Origin of the sequence: Bradyrhizobium sp. SMVTL-02, from assembly GCF_051853005.1 — a bacterium.
In the GTDB taxonomy this organism is placed as follows: domain Bacteria; phylum Pseudomonadota; class Alphaproteobacteria; order Rhizobiales; family Xanthobacteraceae; genus Bradyrhizobium.
Genome location: NZ_CP182469.1, coordinates 3,219,124 through 3,241,815 on the forward strand (window position 1 = coordinate 3,219,124; position 22,692 = coordinate 3,241,815).

At 57.1% G+C, this 22,692-nt stretch carries 17 protein-coding genes and 2 pseudogenes; 10 read left to right on the plus strand and 9 right to left on the minus strand.

The window, feature by feature from the left end; genetic code table 11:
* Positions 1-245: 245 nt before the first annotated feature.
* From galE to ACNJYB_RS14935, 3 genes are all read right to left on the minus strand, one after another.
* Entirely contained in the window at positions 246-1,286 is a 1,041-nt protein-coding gene (galE, locus tag ACNJYB_RS14925) for a UDP-glucose 4-epimerase GalE (RefSeq protein WP_439375559.1), read from the minus strand.
* Positions 1,287-1,499: 213 nt separating this feature from the next.
* Positions 1,500-3,080, minus strand: coding sequence for a hypothetical protein (locus ACNJYB_RS14930; protein WP_439374644.1), 1,581 nt, complete (start codon positions 3,078-3,080; stop codon positions 1,500-1,502).
* A 236-nt stretch (positions 3,081-3,316) separates the two neighbouring features.
* Positions 3,317-4,426 (minus strand): glycosyltransferase, encoded by a 1,110-nt coding sequence (locus ACNJYB_RS14935; RefSeq protein WP_439374645.1) that lies wholly within the window; start codon positions 4,424-4,426, stop codon positions 3,317-3,319.
* A gap of 732 nt (positions 4,427-5,158) precedes the next feature.
* Here ACNJYB_RS14935 and ACNJYB_RS14940 point away from each other — a divergent pair.
* From ACNJYB_RS14940 to ACNJYB_RS14950, 3 genes are all read left to right on the plus strand, one after another.
* Positions 5,159-6,070: a polysaccharide lyase gene (locus tag ACNJYB_RS14940; RefSeq protein ID WP_439374646.1), complete on the plus strand. Its 912-nt coding sequence runs from the start codon at positions 5,159-5,161 to the stop codon at positions 6,068-6,070.
* Between the two features lie 252 nt (positions 6,071-6,322).
* Positions 6,323-7,591, plus strand: a complete 1,269-nt coding sequence (locus ACNJYB_RS14945; protein WP_439374647.1) for an NAD(P)-binding domain-containing protein — start codon at positions 6,323-6,325, stop codon at positions 7,589-7,591.
* Positions 7,592-7,664: 73 nt separating this feature from the next.
* On the plus strand, positions 7,665-7,949 hold the full coding sequence (locus ACNJYB_RS14950; RefSeq protein ID WP_439374648.1) for a hypothetical protein: 285 nt from the start codon (positions 7,665-7,667) through the stop codon (positions 7,947-7,949).
* 164 nt (positions 7,950-8,113) lie between these two features.
* On the opposite strand, the gene ACNJYB_RS14955 is transcribed toward ACNJYB_RS14950, so the two are convergent.
* Together ACNJYB_RS14955 and ACNJYB_RS14960 are read right to left on the minus strand one after the other, a co-directional pair.
* The gene (locus ACNJYB_RS14955; protein WP_439374649.1) at positions 8,114-9,112 is read right to left on the minus strand and encodes a UDP-glucuronic acid decarboxylase family protein; all 999 of its coding nucleotides are present in this window, start codon (positions 9,110-9,112) and stop codon (positions 8,114-8,116) included.
* Between the two features lie 91 nt (positions 9,113-9,203).
* Positions 9,204-10,568 (minus strand): polysaccharide biosynthesis/export family protein, encoded by a 1,365-nt coding sequence (locus tag ACNJYB_RS14960; RefSeq protein WP_439374650.1) that lies wholly within the window; start codon positions 10,566-10,568, stop codon positions 9,204-9,206.
* 289 nt (positions 10,569-10,857) lie between these two features.
* On the opposite strand from ACNJYB_RS14960, the gene ACNJYB_RS14965 reads away from it, so the two are divergent.
* The 5 genes from ACNJYB_RS14965 to ACNJYB_RS14985 all read left to right on the plus strand — a co-directional run bounded on the left by ACNJYB_RS14965 (position 10,858) and on the right by ACNJYB_RS14985 (position 17,938).
* Positions 10,858-12,336 carry an undecaprenyl-phosphate glucose phosphotransferase gene (locus ACNJYB_RS14965; RefSeq protein ID WP_439375560.1) on the plus strand — a complete coding sequence of 493 codons (1,479 nt, stop codon included), beginning with the start codon at positions 10,858-10,860 and terminating at the stop codon, positions 12,334-12,336.
* The gene (locus ACNJYB_RS14970; RefSeq protein WP_439374651.1) at positions 12,333-14,291 is read left to right on the plus strand and encodes a Wzz/FepE/Etk N-terminal domain-containing protein; all 1,959 of its coding nucleotides are present in this window, start codon (positions 12,333-12,335) and stop codon (positions 14,289-14,291) included. The genes ACNJYB_RS14965 and ACNJYB_RS14970 overlap by 4 nt, the downstream gene beginning before the upstream one ends.
* 9 nt (positions 14,292-14,300) lie before the next feature.
* Positions 14,301-15,503, plus strand: a complete 1,203-nt coding sequence (locus ACNJYB_RS14975) for a glycosyltransferase family 4 protein (protein WP_439375561.1) — start codon at positions 14,301-14,303, stop codon at positions 15,501-15,503.
* A 92-nt stretch (positions 15,504-15,595) separates the two neighbouring features.
* Positions 15,596-16,939: an O-antigen ligase family protein gene (locus tag ACNJYB_RS14980; protein ID WP_439374652.1), complete on the plus strand. Its 1,344-nt coding sequence runs from the start codon at positions 15,596-15,598 to the stop codon at positions 16,937-16,939.
* A gap of 45 nt (positions 16,940-16,984) precedes the next feature.
* Complete coding sequence (locus ACNJYB_RS14985) at positions 16,985-17,938, plus strand: class I SAM-dependent methyltransferase (RefSeq protein ID WP_439374653.1); 954 nt, start codon at positions 16,985-16,987, stop codon at positions 17,936-17,938.
* Between the two features lie 60 nt (positions 17,939-17,998).
* Here ACNJYB_RS14985 and ACNJYB_RS14990 read toward each other — a convergent pair.
* Positions 17,999-18,266: pseudogene (locus tag ACNJYB_RS14990) on the minus strand (integrase core domain-containing protein); the annotation flags it as partial.
* 563 nt (positions 18,267-18,829) lie between these two features.
* Between ACNJYB_RS14990 and ACNJYB_RS14995 the strand changes: the two are divergent.
* Together ACNJYB_RS14995 and ACNJYB_RS15000 are read left to right on the plus strand one after the other, a co-directional pair.
* Positions 18,830-19,261: a hypothetical protein gene (locus tag ACNJYB_RS14995; RefSeq protein ID WP_439374654.1), complete on the plus strand. Its 432-nt coding sequence runs from the start codon at positions 18,830-18,832 to the stop codon at positions 19,259-19,261.
* Positions 19,242-20,192: a reverse transcriptase domain-containing protein gene (locus ACNJYB_RS15000; protein WP_439374655.1), complete on the plus strand. Its 951-nt coding sequence runs from the start codon at positions 19,242-19,244 to the stop codon at positions 20,190-20,192. Before ACNJYB_RS14995 ends, ACNJYB_RS15000 begins: the two co-directional genes overlap by 20 nt.
* A 379-nt stretch (positions 20,193-20,571) precedes the next feature.
* Here ACNJYB_RS15000 and ACNJYB_RS15005 read toward each other — a convergent pair.
* The 3 genes and pseudogenes from ACNJYB_RS15005 to ACNJYB_RS15015 form a co-directional block, all read right to left on the minus strand.
* Positions 20,572-20,817: pseudogene (locus ACNJYB_RS15005) on the minus strand (ATP-binding protein); the annotation flags it as partial.
* 265 nt (positions 20,818-21,082) lie between these two features.
* A complete protein-coding gene (locus ACNJYB_RS15010) occupies positions 21,083-22,105 on the minus strand; it encodes an IS110 family transposase (protein WP_439373148.1) in 1,023 nt (340 codons plus the stop codon).
* 49 nt (positions 22,106-22,154) lie between these two features.
* Complete coding sequence (locus ACNJYB_RS15015; protein WP_439373472.1) at positions 22,155-22,688, minus strand: ATP-binding protein; 534 nt, start codon at positions 22,686-22,688, stop codon at positions 22,155-22,157.
* Positions 22,689-22,692 lie beyond the last annotated feature (4 nt).

Genomic DNA, 22,692 nt, shown 5'->3' on the forward strand with positions numbered 1-22,692 from the left:
GGTTGACCACGCCCCCCAATTGGCCGTGTTCGTCCAGAACGAATGCACGATAGTGTGGCATCGGAAATCCCCACGCGAGAGCATCTTACCTGCAGCCTCGCTCTGCGGCGTGGAGATTTAGGGTCATTACGAGCTACCCCTCATGGGCGGTATGGTTGTCGCTGTGGCTCGACCCGACCCCGCTGATATAAATTCAGCCTGACAGGCGTCCGTTCTAGTCATCAGGCACAATTCAGCGGTGACGGCTAAATTGCCTGGACCGGCTCCCGGGTTTTCTCGCTGCCAAGGTAGCCGTCGGGGTTCTGCAATTGCCAACGCCAATGGTCCGCGCACATTTGCTGCAACGATCGGGTCGACTTCCAGCCCAACGCTTTCATCGCAAAGGTCGGGTCGGCATAGCAGACGGCGACATCACCGGCCCGGCGCTCCCTGATTTCATAGGGGACTGGTCGCCCGCTCACTGCTTCGAATGTACGAACGACGTCCAGAACACTGCTGCCGTTGCCCGTGCCAAGATTGACCGTGAGCAAACCAGGCTGGCTGAGGTGGCGCAAGGCACTCAAATGCCCGGATGCGAGATCGACAACATGGATGAAGTCGCGGATTCCGGTGCCATCAGGCGTGTCGTAGTCGTTTCCCCAAACCTGCAGCTTCTCCCGCCGTCCAATCGCCACCTGCGCCACAAACGGTACCAGGTTGTTGGGAATGCCCAACGGGTCTTCTCCGACGAGCCCGCTTTCGTGCGCGCCAACCGGATTGAAGTAGCGCAGATTGCCGATCCGCCAGTCGTCGTCTGACCGGCAGAGATCCTTCAGCATCTCTTCGATAACGAGCTTTGTGCGGCCGTACGGATTGGTCGGACCTAGAGGATGCGTTTCGTTCAGTGGGAGGTAACTAGGTGTCCCGTAGACGGTAGCGGACGAGCTGAAAACGAGCGTCTTCACATCCGCCCTCTTCATGGCCGACACGAGCCGCATCGTCCCCAGGACGTTGTTCTCGTAATAGGTCATGGGCCGTACGTTGGAATCGCCGACCGCCTTCAGGCCCGCAAGGTGAATGACCGCAGTCACTCCGCAGGTGCGGAGTACGTCATAGATCACGTCTTCATCCCGTATATCTGCGTGTCGAAAGACGAGCGAGCGCCCGCAGATGAATTGCACCCGCTCGAGCGAGGCCCTGTTGCTGTTGGAGAGATTGTCGAGCACGACGACATCGAGCCCGGCGTCCAGCAACGCGATACAGACGTGGGACCCGATGTAGCCGGCACCTCCGGTCACCAAGATCATCTCGGACATCTTCCGTTTAAGCCCACTATGCTCTTCGGACTCTACTGCAAGCGATGCTGTCGGAGGGCGCTCCGGATCGCCGGCAACGCGCGCAGCCATTGCCGGCCAACAATCATCTAGGTGATACTCGTCAGAGCCCAAGTGCAACAGCGCCGAAGTATTACCCCGTCAGGCACTTTACATCGTGACTCGGATTAGTGTGGAGCAGTGGCCTCATCGTTGGAGGCGGCGCTCCAACCCCGGATAAGCGCGGCCAGAGTGGGTCAAGCGCTTTGCGATCTCTGCACCGGAAAGGATCGCAGTAGCACAAACGAGCCCCCAGACTCCACAAACGAATCTTGCTTGTGCGAACTCAACCGTGGAGGTGATAATCAGCACACCTTGTAGCGCGACGCCTATGACGCCAAGCGAGAGCCAAACCAAATCGAGCTTGATGAGTCTTAGCAGGTGCAAGCCCAATGATGCGATGGCTATCAACGACGCAATCACACTGAAAACCTGAAATACCTTCAAAGGGACGCTTAGCAACTGCGATCGGGCCGGAGGAGGGGCGACGCTCGCCAGATCAGGAGATGCAGTTTCGCTTGTCCATCCGTCCTGTTCATTGAGCGCATTCCGAGCCCTATGCAGCATTTCCAGATCGGCCTTTGGCGGTGCAACAGCTGCCGGAATGGGCAGGGGGTTCTGCGTGACATATTGCTCGTAGTTCGTTCGCTGTTGTGCGGTGATGAACTGCCAATTGCTTATGAGTTTCCAATATTCTTGCGCAGCTTGATCCATTATGTTTCTTGTAAATGCAATTGGTGCGCCGGTGAAGCGGGCCACGATATAACACCAGAACGAGCGTCGTGACTCGGAACCAGAGGCATATCTATTGCGTGAGGCAATTCCTGGAACTAGTACTCGGTATCGGAGATAGTTGCTATATTCGAATTTTAAGATTGGCTTGAGTGATGAAGGAGCCACGTCGATATATTCGTTTACGGGTTCCAGGATCGAATTGATGAAGCTTTCATCGCAGCTACCGTTGGTGTTTTTGACAAAGGCTGGGTTGAACATAACTTTTTGAAACAGATCCTCTGCGAGAACGGATTGGCTATGGCGGTCGCCATAAAGTACTGAGTGAATTACCGGGGTTATTGCAAATCCGCATGCGGTTGTGCCCACTACGATACTTGCCTGGACCCAGCGCGGTGGATGCAGATCTTTGCCAACGGCAGCGATCATCACTAGCGCAGCCGGAACTAATGCGATGTTTACCGGCTTTACGCTCAATGCCGTGCCAGCGATTGTTGCTAGGAGGAGAAAGCTTGCTAGGCTCTTTCGTACAGCCGTAAGCAAAACGAGCGCTGTGAATAGCGTCGTCAAGGAGGCTGAAAGAGAATCGGCCCCAATCACTTTCGATAATAAAACGGGGGCAGGATAGCCGAACATCGCAAGTTCAACTAACAGAGCCACCAACATCGAGCGCGAAATGGAGTAACAGCCGAAAGCGAGAAATCCAGCTGATAGACAATAGATAAACAGTTGAATTTCTTTTATGCTTGAAAGGCTTCCAAACAGTGCTTTCACAGCAAAAAGGAAAATTGGATAGCCGACTGGCCGCTCCGTCGCGAAATCGAGATACGTTATTCCGTCAGGAGTGAGTAGCGGTCCAGGAGAAGGAAGATATTGATAGGCTGCAAAAGCGAGGGCGGGAGCTAATATCACCACGAGCCCGAGGAGTGTTCGATTGCTCATCGCGCGGCGTTCGCTGGGCGCGGGAATCTCCGACGCAAATGACGACGACTTCATAAACTATGTTCCCAGGTGCTCTTTACTCACGGGAGCTTAGGCAAATCGGATGCATGTAGTTTGGCAATTGAAGATACAGTGCGACATTTAAATTGGGTACCTCGTTGTGAGACGTCGAGGTTTTGTCGCGGCCAAGAGGGTCGACCCTGGTTAGTGCGTTTCTTGCTGGGAGAGCGGAGCAGAAGCAGCTCTCAGGCGGCTCGACCATGCGCCCTGATTTCCTAGTTGAACTAGCCCTACTTTCTCCATGTGAAGACAGACGAAACTGCGTAGTTCCAAACCGCTCCGACAATGGCGCCAGCTACCCCAGCGAGCAACCAGGTGATGTCCGCATCGTAAATGTAGATGCCAACTCCGACGTTGGCTACAGCTCCAACAAGACAAACCAAGTAGAATGAGAGCAGGCCATAGATGAAGCGGAGCCCTGTCAGACGCCGATCCCGGTAAGTGAAAAAATTGTTCACAGTGAAGTTGAATGTCATTGCGATGAGCACCGCAACGCTCTGCGCCAGCAGAAAGCTCAGGTCTAGGATCTTCAGGGATATGCCGAGAGAGGCGAGGTGAACGAGGAGGCCAAGTCCGCCAACTGCGACGAACAGGACGAAGCGAACCGGGATAATATGACCGAACAATTTGTCGGCGAGCAGCACAAGGTACTCCCAAGCGACGGCACTATCGAGCTTACTTTCGCCGAAGCTTCGAATGCGGAATTCATAGGGAACTTCGATGACTTTCAGCGGCTGAGGTGCGGAGGCGACCAAGTCAACCAGGATCTTGAATCCGATCGTCGACAACCTCGGCAGTGAGGCTTCGAAAGCCCGCCGCGAGACGACAAAGAACCCGCTCATCGGGTCTGAGATTTGGGTTTTGAGAACCAACCCCGCCAACCAAGTCGCTCCTCGGCTGATCGACTGCCGCTTCTGATTCCACTCTCCCATGCCGCCGTCTTGCACGTATCGAGAGCCTACGGCGAGATCGCATTCTCCTCTGGCGACAGCCTTCCAGAGCTGAGGCAAGATTGCCTCGTCGTGTTGCATGTCGGCGTCTATCACGCCGATCACGGACGCGGAGGACGCAAGCATCCCCTCCACAACCGCGGAGGAGAGTCCACGGCGACCAATTCGCTGCACCGCACGTATCCGGCGATCTCGACGAGCAATCTCCCGTACTTGATTGCTTGTGCCGTCGGGGGAATTGTCGTCAACAACGATCAGCTCCCAACGAATCCCGTACAAAGCAGCTTCGATCTTCTCAAGAAGTGGAACGATATTGTCCCTCTCATTGAAGGTCGGAACGATGAGACTCAACTCGATTTCTCGAACATCTTGGGATAAAAGTTGGTCCATCGACTTCAATCCCCAATGAATGCGGTGAGTAGTATGAGGTGACACTTCGTCAGCCCTGCCCAGAACATGCGCATGTGCGCGCTGTATAACAGGCGCGCTGTATAACAGGATGCTGATCAATGAGGCGGCTGTTTCCGGAGGATTATACCGGGCGCATCCGTCATGTCTACAAATGGAGCTCGTCGCCATGGAGAGTGCAGCTACAGGCCAAGGGATGTCATGCTAGAACAGGTAGCGCGCATACCCAAGTTTCGATCCTGCACACCAGGTCGAAAATAAGCAGTAACCCTCAGGAGATAGCCCGCTGGCGGCGCACTTCGAGCCCGCGCCGGAACTGCGAGACCATTTGGTTTGACCGGCCGACTTTGCTGGCGTCGTCGAACCTTGAACATCTTGCAGCGTTTGCGGTTTCCGGCGCGCTGTTCTGCTTGGCTTATCCACGGCGCACTCCAATTGTCCTGATCCGAGCGCGTTCGTGGCTCCAGCTTTGACCGTAATGCAGGCCCGAGCCGCAGCAGGGCCGTGCTGTGTCAGCATCGCCGTGGGGTTCGTGAGCGACTGGCCCGAGCCGTCGTGGGGTACCCCAGAAGGGTTCGCATCCGGGGCGAATTTTACAGTAGGACGAGTGCGTATGAGCCGCGCGATCCGGACTCTCCGCATCGCGGGATGGGCGGGGCGCTACGGCCTTTGATGCTGAAGGCGCAAGTTGAGCCTGACATTTGGAACTTGGGAATGGCTGGTCTGTCGGATTTGCCAGTAGTTCATAACGACGCTTCCAATACGGGACGCGCCGTGCATCAAGCGCCGTGTCATAGGAATCTGAGGTATGGCGTGCACAAGATCTCTTCTGCCAAGTTGACGGCCGTAGGGGTGATGCTTTGCGTACTAATTGCCTGCGTGGCTGAGGCCGTTTTCCTATTTTCGAGCATCTTCATGATGGGGCGTATCCCGATGTACGATGAGTTTGCGTCCCGGGATTTTTCGCAATGGAACGGCTTGGCAAAACAAGTTTGCTGTAGTGGTTCAGCAGTAGCTGTTGACGCGCCCAACTGGAAATCCAAAAGCGCCGTGAGATTCCAGATAAACTTCTATGAGCCCCTCGTTAAAGGCAGTCATCGATCCGAATTCCGATTGAGGGCAACAGAGTTTCACCAGCTCTATGAGTACGGATTCAAGATTTTTGTGCCCCCGGATTGGCAGTCCGATAATAATCAGGTTGCGGTGATGCAGATGCACAACGTCCCAGACAATTGGAAAGGTGAGTGGGGGCTCCCTCCACCGCTAGAATTGAGCTTGGATAACGATTCCTGGGTTCTCCGGACAGCTTCGGGGCGGGCTCCAACATGGCTCGATCGAAAAGGCGACATACGTCATGATACTCCGTGGTCGCAGCCGTTTGAACGCGGAGGATGGAGCGCTTGGATTTTTCGTACCAGGTGGTCGCTTGATGGAGATGGGATCATCGAGGTCGAAAAAGATGGTAAGGTGGTTTTCCAGAGGCACGGCGCCAACTGTTACGACAATCTATTGGCTCCCTACCTTAAATTTGGTGCCTATGCTCCGGCGTGGCTAAACCTGACTGTTCCGCCTGAAGCGAAAACCAGAGAGGTGTTTTTTACGGACGTTTTTGCGCGCGAGCTTTGAAAGTGTGGTGAGTGATGTCAGCAGGCTGTGAGTCGTTTGGGAGTTGCGGTATTCGGGCTAGATCACGGTTGTCGCGACTGCCGATGGGGTAATCCGAAAGCGCCCGCACGGAGGACGGATTTTACGGTAGGTGATTTGCAGAGGGTACAGCGGCCTTCGTCCTGAAGGCGCGCTCCGTAAAATCATGACGTAAAATCATGACGTAAAATCATGACGTAAAATCATGACGTAAAATCATGAATGGAAATCGGGATGGCTGGTCGGTCGGATTTGCCGGTAGCGATAGTGGGGGCGGGGCCCTTCGGCCTCTCGATTGGAGCACATTTGCGGTCCCGCGGTGTGCCGTTTCGGATCTTTGGTACGCCCATGCATCGGTGGCGCGCGCAGATGCCGCTGGGAATGTTTTTGAAGTCGGAATGGGACGCTTCCAGCATATCCGATCCGGCCGGGCGCTACACTCTGCGGCAATTCTGCGCGGAGACACGGCTGCCCTACGGGAATGCTCCGCTTCCGCTTGATACGTTTACCAGATACGCAATGGCATTTCAGCGGCATCTGGTTCCCATGGTTGAAGACGTATTGGTAACGGCGGTCGACAGAAGGCCAGACGGTTTTGAGCTGCGGCTCGCGACTGGAGAGGGCCTCCGGGCGAAGAGTGTTGTGATCGCGACGGGGTTGTCACATGCCGAGTACGTTCCCCAGAAATTGGCACAGCTGCCCCACCAGTTACGCTCGCACAGCAGCGCCCACCGCGACCTGAGCGCGTTCAAAGATCGCGACGTCGTCGTTGTGGGTGCAGGACAGTCTGCTCTCGAGACTGCTGCTCTGTTGAACGAGACACAGGCAAGAGTTAGCCTTTTCGTACGTGGGTCGTCGATCAGTTGGAGTCAGAGTCCCTTGCCCGATCAGCGATCACTCTGGCAGCGGTTGCGCCGACCCGCCTCACCACTGGGATCCGGGCTTAAAACGTGGTTCTGCGCAAATGCCCCGATGCTGTTTTATCACCTGCCTCAACGAACCCGTCTCGCTATCGTGCGGGGCGATAAGACGCACGAAATGTTGCTGGGGCCCGCTGGTGCATGGTGGCTTCGCGAGCGGGTGCTCGGTCGTATTCCGATCTTGCTCGGCCAATCCCTGCTGGGAGTGACGGCGAGCGGCGGGAAGGCGGTTCTCCACGTCACTGGACCAGATGGAAGGTCACTCGATCTCGCGGCCGACCACATCATTGCTGCGACAGGCTTTCGATTTGCCGCCGCCTCGCTACCGTTTCTCAGAGAAACACTGCTGCGCGATCTGCGTTGCGTCGAGCAGGTGCCCATCCTGTCTCCCCACTTCGAGTCCTCGATTCCAGGCCTCTATTTCACCGGGATCGCTAGCGCGTACAATTTTGGGTCGGTGATGCGCTTCTTGTGCGGATGCCAATACACGGCCGAAACTATCTGCCACCATATTGGCAGAAGCCAAGTGTCCTCTCGTTTACCCTACGTGATAACTTCCGAGCGCAACCCGAAAGTCTCATGATGGGGGCCGAATATGACCGCGCCGCTCCCTTTACTCATTTTGAAGACTACTGGACTTCAATCCGCGGATTGGGGTGCAGTTTCGCCTGTTCGTGGACGGCAATGGCGTCGATGTCGTGCGAGGGCTCTATCGTGATCTCACCGGACAGAACGTGCGCCGCTCAAGCCAGGTCGAGAATCGCGCCTTTGTCGTCGAGCCGTACGATCTCTGTGTTGGTGTGAACTATTGTTGGCGCGGCGACCTGCCGGTTGCCTCCTGGTTAGCTTCATTGAACGGTCGCAAGGAGTTCGCTTGGTTCAGTTGGGATGATCCGCTGCCCTTCCTCATTGCTTGGGCCCGCCCGACAGCGCAAGCCTAACCAGTTAATGTCAATCCGGCGGCACGGGTTATGGGCCAGGCTGCTGCATCTCGGATCTGGCGCGGCCGTGGTGGGACTAACGAAACGCCGGTGATTCATGGCTTCGGGTGTTCTGTGGCACCGGAGTCTGTTCGGAGCGCTGAGCTTCACGCGGCCGGAGCGGCCTATTCCGCGGCCATCGGATGCGGCTTCTCCTCGTGCAATCTGCGCGCCTCGTCGTGGCGGAAAAATGCAACAGTCGGCTTCAGTCCGTCTTGCAGCCGGATGGTCGGTTGCCAGCCCAATTCCCTCGTGGCGAGGGAAAGATCCGGTCGACGTTGCCTCGGATCGTCGCGGGGCAACGGTAAGTGAACGAGTTTTGACGAGGAGCCGGTTTCCGCAAGCACCAGTTCCGCGAGTTCTCGAATCGTGAATTCTTTGTCGTTTCCAAGATTAACTGGTCCGGTGAATGAAGCTCGGCCGTCCATCAGGCGCACGAGGCCATCAATCAGATCATCCACGTAGCAGAACGAACGAGTTTGGTTACCCTCACCGTAAAGCGTAATCGGCTCGCCGCTGAGTGCCTGAATAATGAAATTGGAAACCACACGACCGTCAGCCCGATGCATTCGCGGCCCGTATGTATTGAAGATGCGAGCGATCTTGATGTCGACGCCGCATTGCCGGTGATAATCGAAGAATAACGTTTCAGCGCAACGCTTTCCCTCATCGTAACAGGACCGAGGGCCGATGGGGTTCACATGACCCCAATAGTCCTCAGTCTGAGGATGAACGGCAGGATCGCCATAAACCTCGCTTGTCGAAGCCTGCAGAATTCGACATTTCAGCCGCTTGGCGAGGCCCAGCATGTTTATCGCGCCGTGTACCGACGTTTTCGTGGTTTGCACCGGATCGTGCTGATATTGGACCGGCGATGCGGGGCAGGCCAAATTGTAGATTTCGTCGACTTCGACGTGCAGGGGAAAGGTGATGTCGTGACGCAGAAATTCGAAGCGCGGGTTTGAGTGCAAATGTTCAATGTTGTGCTTGGTTCCCGTGAAGAGATTGTCCACGCATACGACCTCATGGCCGTCGGAGAGCAGTCGATCAATCAAATGGGAGCCCAAAAAGCCGGCTCCTCCGGTGACCAAAACGCGTTTGCAGCTGTCATAAGTGCGTCGCATAACAATCGCCTTTCGAAATGAATATGCCGACGCTGCACTGAGCCAGCATTCCAATTGCCAAGAATTGCGTTCCGGAGTCGCGTTGCCCGCGCTACCTCTCCCCAACGTGCAGCGAACCGCCCCCGGACACATCGCTCCGGGCCTTTCCAGATGGGACGCTTGAATTGGTTAGTTTACGGGGCGGCAGGTCTGGACCGTCCTGGTATCGGAGGGTGATTTCGACGGCGTCGCCCGGCTGCAGCTCTGTTTCTTCGCTTGCGGAAATCCGCTCCGGCCCATTCTCGCCCTTTCTGATGATATCGATGTCCGGCTTACTGCTGGCTCCTCGCACGAGTTGCGATCGAACCATCGCAGTGTACTGAAGCTTCTCGCCGACGCTCTGCAGCTTTTCGCGAATTTGGTTGAGCTGGACGCTGGTGTCTTGCAGTTCACGGAGCAGGTCGAGCCTTCGCTGATCGTCGAGCTTCGCCAGTTTTCTGGTGAACTCGTCCTGCTCCTTCTTGACTCGCATTAGTTGCGCAGAGGTCTGCAGCTTCCGGGTTGATGACAACAGCACCGCGCGACGGGCATCGGTGACGCGAGGGCTGATCAAGGAACCCTTACCGAATAGATCGGTCGCTTTCTGCAGTTCTTCGAGGTCCGATTGAAGTCCTTCTTCGTCTTTTTTCTGCTGCTCCGACAGCACTCGGATCTCGTCGTCTCCCTGTCGAACGCCGCGCTGAAGGTACGCCTTTTCGTGCTGATAGTCGCTCTGCTTCGTTTTCAAATATTCCGTTTCCGCATTGACGATTTCCGAAATCGCCGATCGGGCTATGGGCACGTCCGTCAAAATACCCGAACTGATCTGCGTACCCTCTCCAAGCTCGCTCTTGATGCGCCACATGCGCGCCTGTTCCTTGGCGAACTCCGTCCAAAGCGATCCATACTGGCTTCTCAAGTCCGCGGACTCGAGATACGGGTTGTTCATTCGGAAATGCATGACGTCATAGCCGCCCGCTAAGGCGACGAGCTGGCGCGCGGTGATGGATGGTCGGTAAGGGTACTCACCCGGTTTCGACACGTCCCCGTTGGCGTATATCGGCCTGTACTCCACCACGGTCGTCGTGACCTCATCTGCGCCTATCACGATGACGACCTCGCGGCCGTCCGGGGCCCGCTGGCGAAACACCTTGCTGGCCAGCGCGGCGCTGATTTTGGCGCGTAGCTGCGGTAGCGGCAGGCCGGCTACCGGAAGCGCTCCGACGAGCGGCAACGAAATATTCCCGTCCAGTTGTACAGCGGAGCGGTTCCGCAACTCTGGTAAGCCCGCCACCGCGACCTCAAGTACATCTCCAACGTTCACGCAATATTCAGCCTTTGCCTGAGTGACGGAAATTGTCAGGCCCGCGGCTACCAAGCCCCATTTGATGCAACGACCCAGATTACCGCCGAAGACATAAATATGGAACGCGCTCACCAGGTAAATTCCTTTTTGGGGCTGATCTCCAGGCAACGATCCGGACAGCCGATCCGCAAAGCTACGTTTGATTTTTCCGTTTCGAGCTGGCCCGTTCGGTCCCTTTCCTCGCTGACAATCCATCAGACCGTTGGGACGGGCACTCGGGTGGGTTGCTGCACGAACTTTATTCCTGCGCCGCCGCAGCTCAATGGACCATCGTAGTTACCTATTTATAGGCAATTCCCATCCCGTGGCTCGGACGGTACGGATTTGGAGGAGGGACGACGCGAGAGGGTGATTGATTGCTATGAATTATGCGTCCTTTACCAGTTTGGCGGCTTCCACCAAGCTTCCGGCACAGCCGGTCGATTGCAACATGGCGGGCCCGCGTGTCGGCAGAAACCGATTGGCTGCCCTGTTGGTGTTCGCAGCAGCTACCGAATTCATGCTCGTAGCCGTTGCGGCCTATTTGGCAGGGGGCGTCTATCTGTCTTCGCCAGACCCGGCCAAGTACATTCCGGAGGCCCTCTTCATTTCCACATTGAATTTGCTCGTTTCCATCGGCTTCCGGCATTATTCCCGGATTCAAGCGCAGCCGCGCCTCGTGTTCCTGTGGAACGGCGCCAGCGGCGTCCTCCTTGCGTTCTCGTTCTTCCTCTCGACGATGTTTCTGCTGAGGATCGCCGAAGATTACTCGCGCGCGACTGCCACGGCCCAGGCTCTGAGTGTCGTTCTCGCGGTACTCTGCGTACGAACACTATGGTTCTCGCTACTAAAGACTGCCGTCGCGGCGGGGCTGATCGATGCCAGACGCATCATTCTCATAGGCGACGCTGACCACTGCCAGCCTTTTTCCGCTCGCGCAAAGGCCACCGGAATTCGGACCATCGGCTCGTTCGAGTTTCCGATAATGAGCGCCCACTCGTCAGTACGGGCGCGCCCTGACGCCGTTCAAATGCTGCCCGATGCTCGCCAATTGGTTGCGGATTGCCGTCGACTCCGAGCCGATGACATCGTCGTTCTTATTTCGCAGCAGGACGTTTCGACGGGGCTCACTCTTGCGAGCGCGCTGTCGGACCTTCCAGTTGATGTTCACGTCATCCCCGTAGGATGGATCGATCTGATGCCCATGTCGCGGATTACTCAGTTCGGCAACATGGTGACGATGCGGATCTTCCAGTGCCCCCTTACTCCGTTCAACAGGGCAATCAAACGAGCTTTCGATGTTGTCGCCGCAATCACTGGGCTTGTTTTGACGAGCCCCTTCTTCGTCATCCTGCCGCTCGCGATCAAGCTCGATTCCCGTGGGCCGGTATTCTTTCGCCAGACACGGCACGGCTACAACAATGAGCCCATTCGCGTGCTCAAATTCAGAACGATGGCCGTGATGGAGGAGGGCGACAATTTCAGATCTGTCTCCCGACACGACCCGCGTGTGACCCGCTTGGGACGCTTCTTGCGCCGTACCAATATCGATGAGCTTCCGCAGTTGTTCAATGTCCTGGTCGGCAACATGTCGATCGTCGGGCCCCGTCCACATCCAACCGCTCAGAACGAGCTGTTCGCCGAGCTGATCGCGTCATTTTTCCGTCGCCACAACGTCAAGCCTGGCATTACGGGCTGGGCACAGGTCAATGGATATCGCGGCGACACCGATACTCTCGAGAAGATGCAGCGTCGTGTCGAGCATGATCTCTACTATATCGACAACTGGTCGCTTCTTTTCGATCTGCGAATCATCCTGCTCACGCTCTTCTCCAGGAAGGTCTACATGAACGCCTATTGAGAATTGAAGAATACAGAATACTCCGCCGATACGGCCGCGAGGCGATACGTAAATCGGTTGTCGCCATCCGGCCAGTTTCACCTGAACTGTTGTCTTGGTCTCCCGATATGCTGCACTTTGGAACAGATAGTCGTGTAACAAATCGCCGAAGCGCTTCCGAGCATGTGCTTTCTCCGGCCGAGTTCATCGCCGCATGTAACGTGTTCGTCCGCCGTCAGATGCCAATTCTGATATCTGCGCCGCTCCTGATCGTCGCCATCGCACTGCTGTACCTCGCTGTCGCAACGCCCAAGTTTACCGCCGAGGCGTTGCTTCTCGTTGAAGCCAAGCGATCAGACCAGTCGACCCCAACCCCCGGGGACGCCGGAATACAAGTGCCGATCCTGGATAGCCAGGTCGAAATTCTGAAGTCCGAAAAGATTGCGCTTTCCGTCATCCGCGATCTCAAATTGACGACGGATCCTGAATTCGTCGGCCCCGGCAATGGCGTGGTCGGAAGAGTCATGGGACTGATTTCGCTGATTCTAGGATCGGGGCCGGATACGGAATTTTCGCGTACGCGCCGCGCCCTCGAACGATTTGATCGCAGGCTCACGGTGAAGCGTATCGGTATCACCTACGTCATCAGCATTCAGTTTGAGTCGCCCAGTGCCGAACGCGCGGCCGAGATCGCGAATGCAGTTGCACGTGCGTACACGGCTGATCAGATGGAGGCAAATTATGAATCAGCTCGCATAGCAACGGAATGGCTTCAGGGACGCGTAGATGCGCTGCACAACAAGGCATCTAACGCGCAGCAGGCGGTGACGGATCGAAAGGCGGCGCAGCCGTCGTCCAACCAGGCCCAGCTGGAGCTCCGTGACCTGGAAATCTCTGCGCAAGCCTATAGGCGGCTATACGACACTTTCCTTCAGCGCTACCTCGAGTCGGCCGAGCAGCAGTCCTTCCCCGCTTCCCAGGGACGCCTAATGACCGTCGCTTCGCCTCCAGTGAGGCCCAGCTCACCCAAAACATTCCTCATACTTGCCGTCTCGATCGCTGGTGGGATTTTTGCCGGAATTGGCCTCGGCTTGCTACGCGATGTGTCTGACCAGACCTTTCGAACGCGGGACAAGGTGCTGGCTGAACTCGACGCAGACTGCATCGGGGTCATCCCGGCAGCTATCGCTGAAAGCCCGGCGAGTGGCCCGCGAAATGCGAAGGCGATTCCAACTCGCGCAAAATCAAGGACCATCGTTGGCGCCGACAGCCTCATGCGGAACATTGCTGACGCGCCGCGCTCTCAGTTCAGTGAATCGTTCCGGGCCGTCAAGCTCGCGGTCGACATCATGGCTCGCGGCGGAAAGCGGCTCCAAGTCATTGGCGTCACATCGGCGCTCCCCAACGAAGGAAAGTCGACCGTTGCCGCCTCTTTGGCGCAACTCATGGCACAGGGGGGAGATCGGACCATTCTACTAGATTGCGATCTACGAAATCCGTCGCTGTCATCCACGCTGGCCCCCAATGCTGCCCTAGGTATCCTTGATGTTACGTCTGGACGGGCAAGGCTGGATGACGCCACGTGGATCGACCCCTCGACACACCTGCACTTTCTTCCGGCGACGAATAGCTCACAGCTGGTTTACACGAGCGAGGTGCTCGCGTCCGAGGAGATGGGCGGGCTGTTCAAGACCCTGCGCGAGACTTACGAATACGTGATAGTCGACCTCTCGCCGGTAGCACCATTCGTGGATGTGCGCACCGCAGTGCATTTAATGGACTCGTTCATTTTCGTTATCGAATGGGGCCGCACAAACATCGATGTGGTAAAAAAGAGTCTCGATGTGGCCAATGACGTCTATGGCAACCTGATCGGCGTGGCTCTCAACAAGGCTGATATGAGTGCACTTAGACGTTACGGGGAAGTCTTTGAGACCTATCCCGAGCAGCACCCTCAAGAATTAAGGGTCTTGTAGATGACCGTGATGCCGCCCCCGCCAGCGAGTGCGACGTCAGCGCAACTGATTCGAAGCGCTGACGCGCGTCGCGGAGCAGGAGTTCAGCCTGCGATCCGGGATACGCGTCAGAGTGTATCCGTGGCAGTTGCGGCCCCAAAGCCAATCAATGTGTTTTTGGCAACACCCTTCGGAGCGCGCGGAGAGGGAGGCATTGACCGCCTTGCGGACGCAATTACCTCAGCGATCGCTCTACGTAGCGATCTCAATGTCCAGATTACACGTTTGACTACAAGAGGCCGCAGCGGCCTTCTCTTCTCTGCCGCTGTACTGTCATGGGCCGTCGCACGTTTATGCGCGGCGTCGTGGCTCGGCAGGGTGAGTGTACTCCACATCAACGCGGCTTCATACGGGAGTTTGTATAGAAAGGCGCTGCTCGCAGCGGTCGCACGCCGGCTGGGTGTTCCGTACGTGGTTCATCTTCACTCGGGAGCTTTCGACCAGTTCTGGCAATCGGCTGGGCCGTGGCTGGATCGGGTCATCGTCGGCTTTCTCCGAAATAGCGCTGCAATCATCGTGCTTGGGCGTTACTGGAGCGAGCTCATAGACCGCCGGCTCCCAGGGACGAAAGGCGAAGTCGTAGTCCTTCCGAACGCCACCGCATCCGTCGCGACAGCCACGGAAAGAGCCAAGGATGGACGGGTGCGAATCTCCTTCTTTGGAAAATTGGGAGAGATGAAGGGAACTCCGCAGCTGATTGGGGCGCTCGCCTCTTTGCGCGATCGAGCCGATTGGACTGCCACGCTGGCGGGGCACGGAGATGTGGCTGGCACGCGTGCAAAGCTGCTGGAGTTGCAGATCGCTGATCGCGTCTCGGTGCCCGGATGGCTTGCTCCCGCAGCAGTTGCCGATCTCCTGCGCCGGACGGACATTCTGGTACAGCCGTCATTCGTCGACAATCTGCCAATGGCCATCCTTGAGGCGTTCGCTCAGGGGATTCCAGTCGTGGCAACGCCGGTTGGCGTGGTGCCGGATGTTATTGTGCCAAATCTCAATGGGCTTCTTGTCCAGCCTGGTGACGTGCGAGGGCTGGCGGATGCATTGGCACAATTGATCGGAAATCCGGCTCTACGGCAGCGCCTTGGCGCTTCGGCGCAGCGCGACCACGCGGCTCGGTACGAAATGAATGGTTATCTTTCGCGTCTGGCAGAGATTTGGCGAGGTGCCGTATAGTTGGTCTTCACGTGTTTCTTCGTTCTTGTGGAGACCATTGGGCGGCGCGTCGATCAGCTTCAGGCGGCTCGCCATCTAATAGGATGCGCGTAATGTATCACATCGTCGGAGGCCGCGTGATTGAGCGAGCGACAGAATCACGATTCTATCGGCGAGCAGCTGTCGTGCTACTATATTGTCTCATTTTAGTGTTCATCTATCCGTTCATGCTGCTCATTTCCGACGTTGATACGTCCGTTCCCCTGGCGCTTCAAACTCAAAGCAAGACGATCTACTATCTTCGGTATTTCTTTCCGTTGCTGTGTATCGGCTTTGCTCTGGCATGTGGTGAATCGAACTTCCTTCTTCGCCTCTGCCCTGCGCTGATGCTCTATTGCGTACTTTGCCTCTTGTCGGTCGCGTGGTCTGAAGATCCGTATTCATCGTTCAAGTATGGCGTTCGATTGTTGTTATACGTCATTGCAGTCGCCGCGCTTTGCGAGGCGTTGAGACTGGAGATAGTGTGCCGCGTGATTCTGAGGATAGTTGCGTTCATTATTCTTTCAAGCGTAGCGATGGCGGTGTTAGCTCCAGGCTACGGAACACACCAGGCTAGCGATGCGTCTCAGAGCGTTCACGCCGGTCTATGGCGGGGGGTAACAAGCCACAAGAACGAGCTGGGTGCGATGGCCTCCTGCGCAACGATCGCGTTTCTCTTTTTCGGTCACCTCGGTTCGTCACTGCTGGGGGTTCGTCTCATATGCCTTAGCGCTTCGCTTGCGTGTCTTATATTTGCCGGCTCGGCGGGAGGACTAGTATCCGCGATCGTTGTGCTGATGATCTATTTCGTGATGTTCCTCACGTGGCGCTGGCCAGTAGCCTTTAGCTGGCTGTTGGTGTTCATTGTGGGAGGCGCGTCGGCCTTCGTCCTCTTGGCTGCGGACATCGATACGCTTTCGTTGATCGGCAGAGACAGCACTCTGACCGGTCGTACGACTATTTGGCAGACAGTACTTCCGATGATTGCTGATAGCCCGCTACTTGGACATGGCTACTACAGCGGACCAACTGCCGTCGCAGGTCCGCGCTTGGCCCAGTTGTTCGGGCCAGCTATCTCAGATCCTCACAACGGATATCTGAGTCTGTTGCTCGATACCGGAATGGTCGGTCTTTCTCTCTATTTGTATTCGGTTCTGTCGGTTATTCTTATGGGGACGGCTCGAGCCAAACATGAAGGGCGCGTACGGCAGGACTGCTTCATGTTTCTCTTGATAACTCCCATCCTGGGAATAGTGTTGGCGTTTTTCGAGGGACATCCTGTTGGAGACGAGGCCAGCATCGGGACTCTGAACTTCTTCAGTTTGGTCGCGACTTACTCTTACTTGAAGCAGTCTGAGGCCCGGCCCGAGGTTGCTCACGAGCGCGAGCCGGGTCGGAACGTCGGGGTGCTCATCTAGCGGGCTCCGCTAGCGCATGAAGACTGCTCTTACCTAGGAGGCCAAGTGATCGAGACCGTCGACAAGAACAACCCGGATCACATTTCTCCGATCGCTCCGAGGATCGATGCGGCAACCATTCGTCGTTATCGGGCCACGTATCAGTTGGGTGACGAGATCGGCGAATATGAAGTTAGGCGGCACTGGGAGGTGGAATCCGCTCTCTCGCGGCGGCTGCTTGCGTCGGATAAAAGCACGCGCTGGTCGGTCTTTCAGGAGTGCTACACTGAACTCTATTCGACGCTTCCATGGTTAAACGAAAGCGAGAGCGTGGCAGCGGATTCGCTGCGCCCATGGCTTAAACTGATTCCGAAACGGGCCAAGGTATTTGAAGTTGGCAGCGGCAAAGCGCATCTTCTAAAATACCTGGCGTCACAGGATTATGATTGCGTTGCCACGGAAATCACCCAAGAGAGGGGTGAGAAGCACGCAGCAGGCATGAGCAATTTGAAATGGCATATCACGGATGGCGTAAACTTAGCCAAGTTCGAACCTCCTTCGAGCTACGATGTCGTGATTTCAACTTCGGTCGTTGAGCATCTTCATCCGGACGACATGTTGGACCACCTCCGCAATGTCCGGGAGATTCTAAAGCCGGGCGGTTGCTATATTTTTGTTACGCCCCACGTAGGAGCGGGGCCTTCCGACGTTTCGAAAGTGTATGGATTTGACCGGGCCGTATGTATGCATCTGAAAGAGTATAATTTCATAGAGCTCGGAGAACTTCTGACTCGTGCGGGGTTTCTAGCGCCCAAGGCTGTTCTATTCCGTCAACGACCATTCAAGTTCGGACCATTTGCGAGCGGATTGTTTTTCAAGTATTGCTGTGCATGGGATCGGATGGCGCGCATATTAAGTCTTTCACCTAGGAATGAATGTTCGTTCCGGCGTGCATTGCGGTTGGCATTTGTGCCGACCGCGATTTGGCTGGCGGCCGAAAAGGCGCCGTCACGCAATTGAGAGTCAGAAGAGCCAACCAGAAATCGACGTCCCTCTGCGTGCTGACCTGCCACTGCATTTTCATCCAGCGGCAGTTAGAGTCTCGGGGTTTTGTACGCCAAGTGGCGCGGATGGAGCAACGGACGATCGGCGGAGCTGGTCGGGGTTGCGCAGCCGATCGTCCGTTGCGGTGAGGTGGGCGGCGTAGGCCGCGGGGGTCAGGTATTTCAGCGACGAGTGGGATGTAGTCGGCGACCCAGTTGGCGATCTTGGCGCGGGCGTCATCGAGATCGAAGAACAGGGTCTCGTTGAGTAGCTCATCGCGCATCCGGCCATTGATGGGGAAGACGGCCCCGCTTCCTCGGCGCCGGCGATATACTGGCGATGGACGAACCCGGTAACAGGAGCAATTCACCAATGGAAGTCGCGACAATTGGGTTGGACATTTCGAAGCACGTATTTCACATCCATGCAGTTGATGGCCAAGGCCAAGTGGCCGGTCGCCAACGCCGCCGGCGAGGCGAGATCGTGTCGGAGGAAGGATCCACCCAGAGAGTTGTCGATTGATCTGGTAGCTGACGAGCGGTTTGGACGAGCAATCGGACGGATCGAAGCCTCGTGACAAAGGTCGCTTTTGGCGGCCGAGCAATCCAGCGGGCCGTAACGTGAGTGAAGCCTGAGCACGCCTCGAAAGTTACGATGTGAATGCCGACCCGATCGTATGGCGGGGAAAGGCCGCGCTGACAGGGAAGCAATCGACGCATGCACCTGTCCGGTTCACCGGGGTAATGGGCACGGCACGCCGGAAAGGTAGTGCGGGTAATCGGGGGAGACCCGTCTTGGTCGAAGGTCGCACCTTCAGCATCGAGTAGTCGATGGACCGGACGGGAGTCGGACAGGGTCGTAGTACTGATGAAACCGGGTAATTCCGGCGGAGGAAAGGACCCTGACTTCAGGTGCGCTTTTGAAGATGGCGAGGGAATGGGTCGATTGGCGATGAGCCTACAAACGCCCGATAAGATCAGGAGCCTTCAGAGAAAGCTTTATTGCAAGGCGAAGGCGGCGCCTGCCTTCCGTTTCTATGTGCTGTACGACAAGATCTGCCGCGAGGACATTCTGAGCCATGCCTACAAGCTGGCCCGCGCCAACGCGGGTGCGCCAGGAGTGGACGGAACAACTTTCGAGCAAATCGACGCGTCGGGACTCGAAGCATGGTTGGCCGGCCTGCGCGATGAACTCGTCACGAAGACTTACCGGCCCGATCCGGTGCGGCGGGTGATGATCCCGAAGCCCGGCGGCGGCGAACGTCCGCTCGGTATAGATCGTGCTGGAACCGATCTTTGAGGCGGATTTTGAGGACTGCGCTTATGGATATCGCCCGCGTCGTAACGCGGTCGATGCAGTCAAGGAAGTGCACCGGCTTGTGTGCCGGGGCTACACGGACGTTGTTGACGCCGATCTGTCGAAATACTTCGACACGATCCCGCATTCGGACCTCCTCAAATCGGTGGCCCGACGCATCGTTGACCGGAATGTGCTGCGGCTGATTAAGTTATGGCTGCGAGTACCGGTCGAGGAGCGGGATAGCGACGGGAAACGGTGCATGAGCGGCGGTAAGAGCAACAAGCGTGGCACGCCACAGGGCGGTGTCATCAGTCCGCTGCTCTCCGTCATCTACATGAACCGGTTCCTGAAACATTGGCGTCTCAGCGGTCGGCGTGAAGCATTCCATGCCCAGGTTATCTCCTATGCCGACGACTTCGTCATTCTCAGCCGCGGCCACGCGGAGGAAGCATTGACGTGGACGAAAGCGGTGATGACCAAGCTTGGGTTGACGCTCAACGAGACTAAAACCTCGGTGAAGAATGCCCGATTGGAGAGCTTTGACTTCCTTGGGTACACGCTCGGACCCCGCCGCTTCCGCAATGGGGGACGGTGGTATCTTGGCGCGGCTCCGTCCAAGAAAAGCGTGCTGCGGATCAAGAGGAAGGTCAGCGTACTGCTGACGCCGGGCAACAAGGGCGCATGGCCCGAAGTACAAGCACGACTGAACCGCCTTCTGCGCGGCTGGTCCGCTTACTTCAGCTATGGCTCTCTTGCTACGGCTCATCAGGCCGTTGATCGACACGTCTTCGACCGCGTGCTCGCCTTTCTGCGCAGACGACATAAGACGCCAGGACGTGGCGTCAGACGGTTCTCTGATCAGATCTATGGGAACTCTGCCGTACTTGTGCTGAACCGCGTGCGCAAAATGTCGCCGACGTGCGCCTTGTGACAAAACCTGTCGGAAAGCCGGATGCGGGAAAACTGCACGTCCGGTTTGATGAGCGGGGAGAGGAAACGGAACGCGCAACAAGCGCATCACCGCGCCTCTCCTCGACTCTACTATGCGCATTCCAGGGATGGTGATCAGGTGTTCCAGGCGATGGTGATCACGGATTCCAGCGATCGTGATCAGATGCGGAGGCGAACACGACTGACGGGTTTATGTGTGCTGGAAATGGTCTCCTGGTCAAGGCTGGCGGGTTGGTTCGGAGATCGTTCCGGCGGTCCATGGGAGGGCCCCGTGCGCGGCGCGGAGTGCCCCCATGAGCGACGGAGCGACGCGCGCGGGAGGGGCCTGTGGGCCGGCGGGGCGATCGTGCGCGAGGTGCTCACGGTTTTTTCTTTTCGCCAGCCTGACGCCGTAGACTGTCGCCTTTGAGCTCGAGGCGGTGCGCATTGTGAATGATGCGGTCCAATATCGCATCGCCAAGGGTGGGATCGGCAATGACGTCGTGCCATTGCGACACGGGGACCTGACTTGTGATCAACAAGGATCCCTTGTCGTAGCGATCATCGACAATCTCGAGCAGATCGCGGCGCTGGTCGGCGGTGAGCGGTTCGGGTCCCCAGTCGTCATATGTGGACGGCCTCTGATGGCAAGCACAATTTGGCACTTCGAACGACTTGGACGGCTGCGATCGTATGTCCGGCCTTTAGCGCGGATCATATCTCCGCTGGCCCTGATGAAGTCCGAGAACCAAGGGGTCACATCAAGGATGCGAGCTTTGAGGCTCACACGACTGGTCGGGTTTTCCTGGTTTTCGGTGGCGACCGTTGTCTTTCATCATGCCTTTCTTGCACTTACCAAGCTTATAACTCTTCGATGCGGCTGTCCGACACTCAAAGTTTGGCGAACATCTCGGTGCGGAAGCATTCTCCGGTTTTCATCATTGCCCAGATGATCCGAGCAAGCTTGTTGGCGAGGGCGACGGTCACAAGCCGCGCCGGCTTTTTAGCCAAAAGCCCGACAATCCAGTCGCGCAAGCCGCCGCGGCGTTTTTCCACAACGTTTAGAAGCGATGTTGCTCCGAGAACGAGTAACTTCCTTATATATCGATTACCCGCCTTGGTGATGGTTCCGAGAGTTGGTTTACCCCCGCTTGAAATTTGCCTGGGCGTCAGACCCAGCCAGGCAGCAAAATCCCGTCCCGAATTGAATACGCTTGGGTCTGGTACACTGGCTGTAATTACCGAGGCAACAAGCTTGCCAACGCCGGGAATTTCTCCGAGCGAACGGCTCGTCTCGCTGAGCGCGTGAGCCTTGGCGATCTCCCTCTCCAAATCATCGAGTGCGCCTCCGAGCGCATCAATTTGCTGACCGAGAACCTTCGCGGCCAGGACAGCGGCGTCGGGAAGAGTCGCGTCGCCTTCTGCGAGGCCTAAAAGCTCGTCGACGCGGCCGGTGCCCTTGGCGACGACAAGACCGAATTCGGCCAAATGGCCGCGTAGAGCGTTCACGCTCATCGTTCGCTGTTTGACCAGCAGCTCGCGCGTCTTGTGCAACATCAGGGTCGCTTGCTGATCAGCGCTCTTGATCGGCACAAAACGCATGGCAGGGCGCGAGACCGCTTCACAGATGGCTTCCGCATCGACGGCATCGTTCTTACCTCGTTTGACATAGGGCTTTGTGTAGGCCGGCGGCATCAGAGACACATCGTGTCCCATGTCCTTCAGTTCGCGCGCCCAATAGTGCGCTGAGCCGCAAGCCTCCATGCCAACGCGGCACGGCTCGATCCTCGAGAAGAACTCGCGCATCGTCCGGCGCGTCAGCTTGCGCTTTACGGCTGGTGCATCCTCACTAGACAGCGCATGAATCTGAAAATAGTTCTTGGCGAGATCAACGCCTATTCTAATAAACTTCATCTCGGACGGTCTCCCTTCTTTGTGGCGCTCTGGTGACCACGCCTTGGCACTATGATGCCGTTGAGGTGAGGCCGTCCACACCATCAAGGATGAGGAGATTGACGCGCTCGAGCGCGGCGATCAGGCGCGCCAGACGGCCTTCGCCGCGCGCCTGGGCGAGATCGGCGAACAGGCGGGATGTTCGCTTGTAGAGGACGGAGAAGCCGTCGCGGCAGGCCTTGTTGCCGAGCGCACAGGCAAGCCAGGACTTGCCGGTGCCGGTTGGGCCGACGATGACCAGGTGGTTGGCCTCACGGATCCATTGGCAGGTGGCGAGGGTTTGGAAGAGCGAACGGTCAAGGCCGCGAGCGGTGCGATAGTCGACGTTCTCAATGGCGGCGGCTTGCCGGAGCTTGGCACTGGTCAAGCGGCGCGTGAGGCGGCGGTTGTCGCGGGCGGTGACCTCGCGATCGACGAGGAGGCCGAGCCAATCGGCGTGCGGCATCTCGGCCGCCTCGGGGTTGTTCTGCAGTTCAGTGAGGGTATCGGCCATGGCGGCGAGGCCGAGGGCGCGCAAGCGATCGACGGTGGGGTGAATAAGCATGCTG

What these genes read in the sequence shown, in the direction of transcription:
- galE (WP_439375559.1), bottom strand. Translation starts at nt 1,286, where the DNA reads ATGATCTTGGTGACCGGAGGTGCCGGCTACATCGGGTCCCACGTCTGT.
- ACNJYB_RS14930 (WP_439374644.1), bottom strand. Translation starts at nt 3,080, where the DNA reads ATGAAGTCGTCGTCATTTGCGTCGGAGATTCCCGCGCCCAGCGAACGC.
- ACNJYB_RS14935 (WP_439374645.1), bottom strand. Translation starts at nt 4,426, where the DNA reads ATGGACCAACTTTTATCCCAAGATGTTCGAGAAATCGAGTTGAGTCTC.
- ACNJYB_RS14940 (WP_439374646.1), top strand. Translation starts at nt 5,159, where the DNA reads ATGGCTGGTCTGTCGGATTTGCCAGTAGTTCATAACGACGCTTCCAAT.
- ACNJYB_RS14945 (WP_439374647.1), top strand. Translation starts at nt 6,323, where the DNA reads ATGGCTGGTCGGTCGGATTTGCCGGTAGCGATAGTGGGGGCGGGGCCC.
- ACNJYB_RS14955 (WP_439374649.1), bottom strand. Translation starts at nt 9,112, where the DNA reads ATGCGACGCACTTATGACAGCTGCAAACGCGTTTTGGTCACCGGAGGA.
- ACNJYB_RS14965 (WP_439375560.1), top strand. Translation starts at nt 10,858, where the DNA reads ATGAATTATGCGTCCTTTACCAGTTTGGCGGCTTCCACCAAGCTTCCG.
- ACNJYB_RS14975 (WP_439375561.1), top strand. Translation starts at nt 14,301, where the DNA reads ATGCCGCCCCCGCCAGCGAGTGCGACGTCAGCGCAACTGATTCGAAGC.
- ACNJYB_RS14980 (WP_439374652.1), top strand. Translation starts at nt 15,596, where the DNA reads ATGTATCACATCGTCGGAGGCCGCGTGATTGAGCGAGCGACAGAATCA.
- ACNJYB_RS14995 (WP_439374654.1), top strand. Translation starts at nt 18,830, where the DNA reads ATGAAACCGGGTAATTCCGGCGGAGGAAAGGACCCTGACTTCAGGTGC.
- ACNJYB_RS15010 (WP_439373148.1), bottom strand. Translation starts at nt 22,105, where the DNA reads ATGAAGTTTATTAGAATAGGCGTTGATCTCGCCAAGAACTATTTTCAG.
- ACNJYB_RS15015 (WP_439373472.1), bottom strand. Translation starts at nt 22,688, where the DNA reads ATGCTTATTCACCCCACCGTCGATCGCTTGCGCGCCCTCGGCCTCGCC.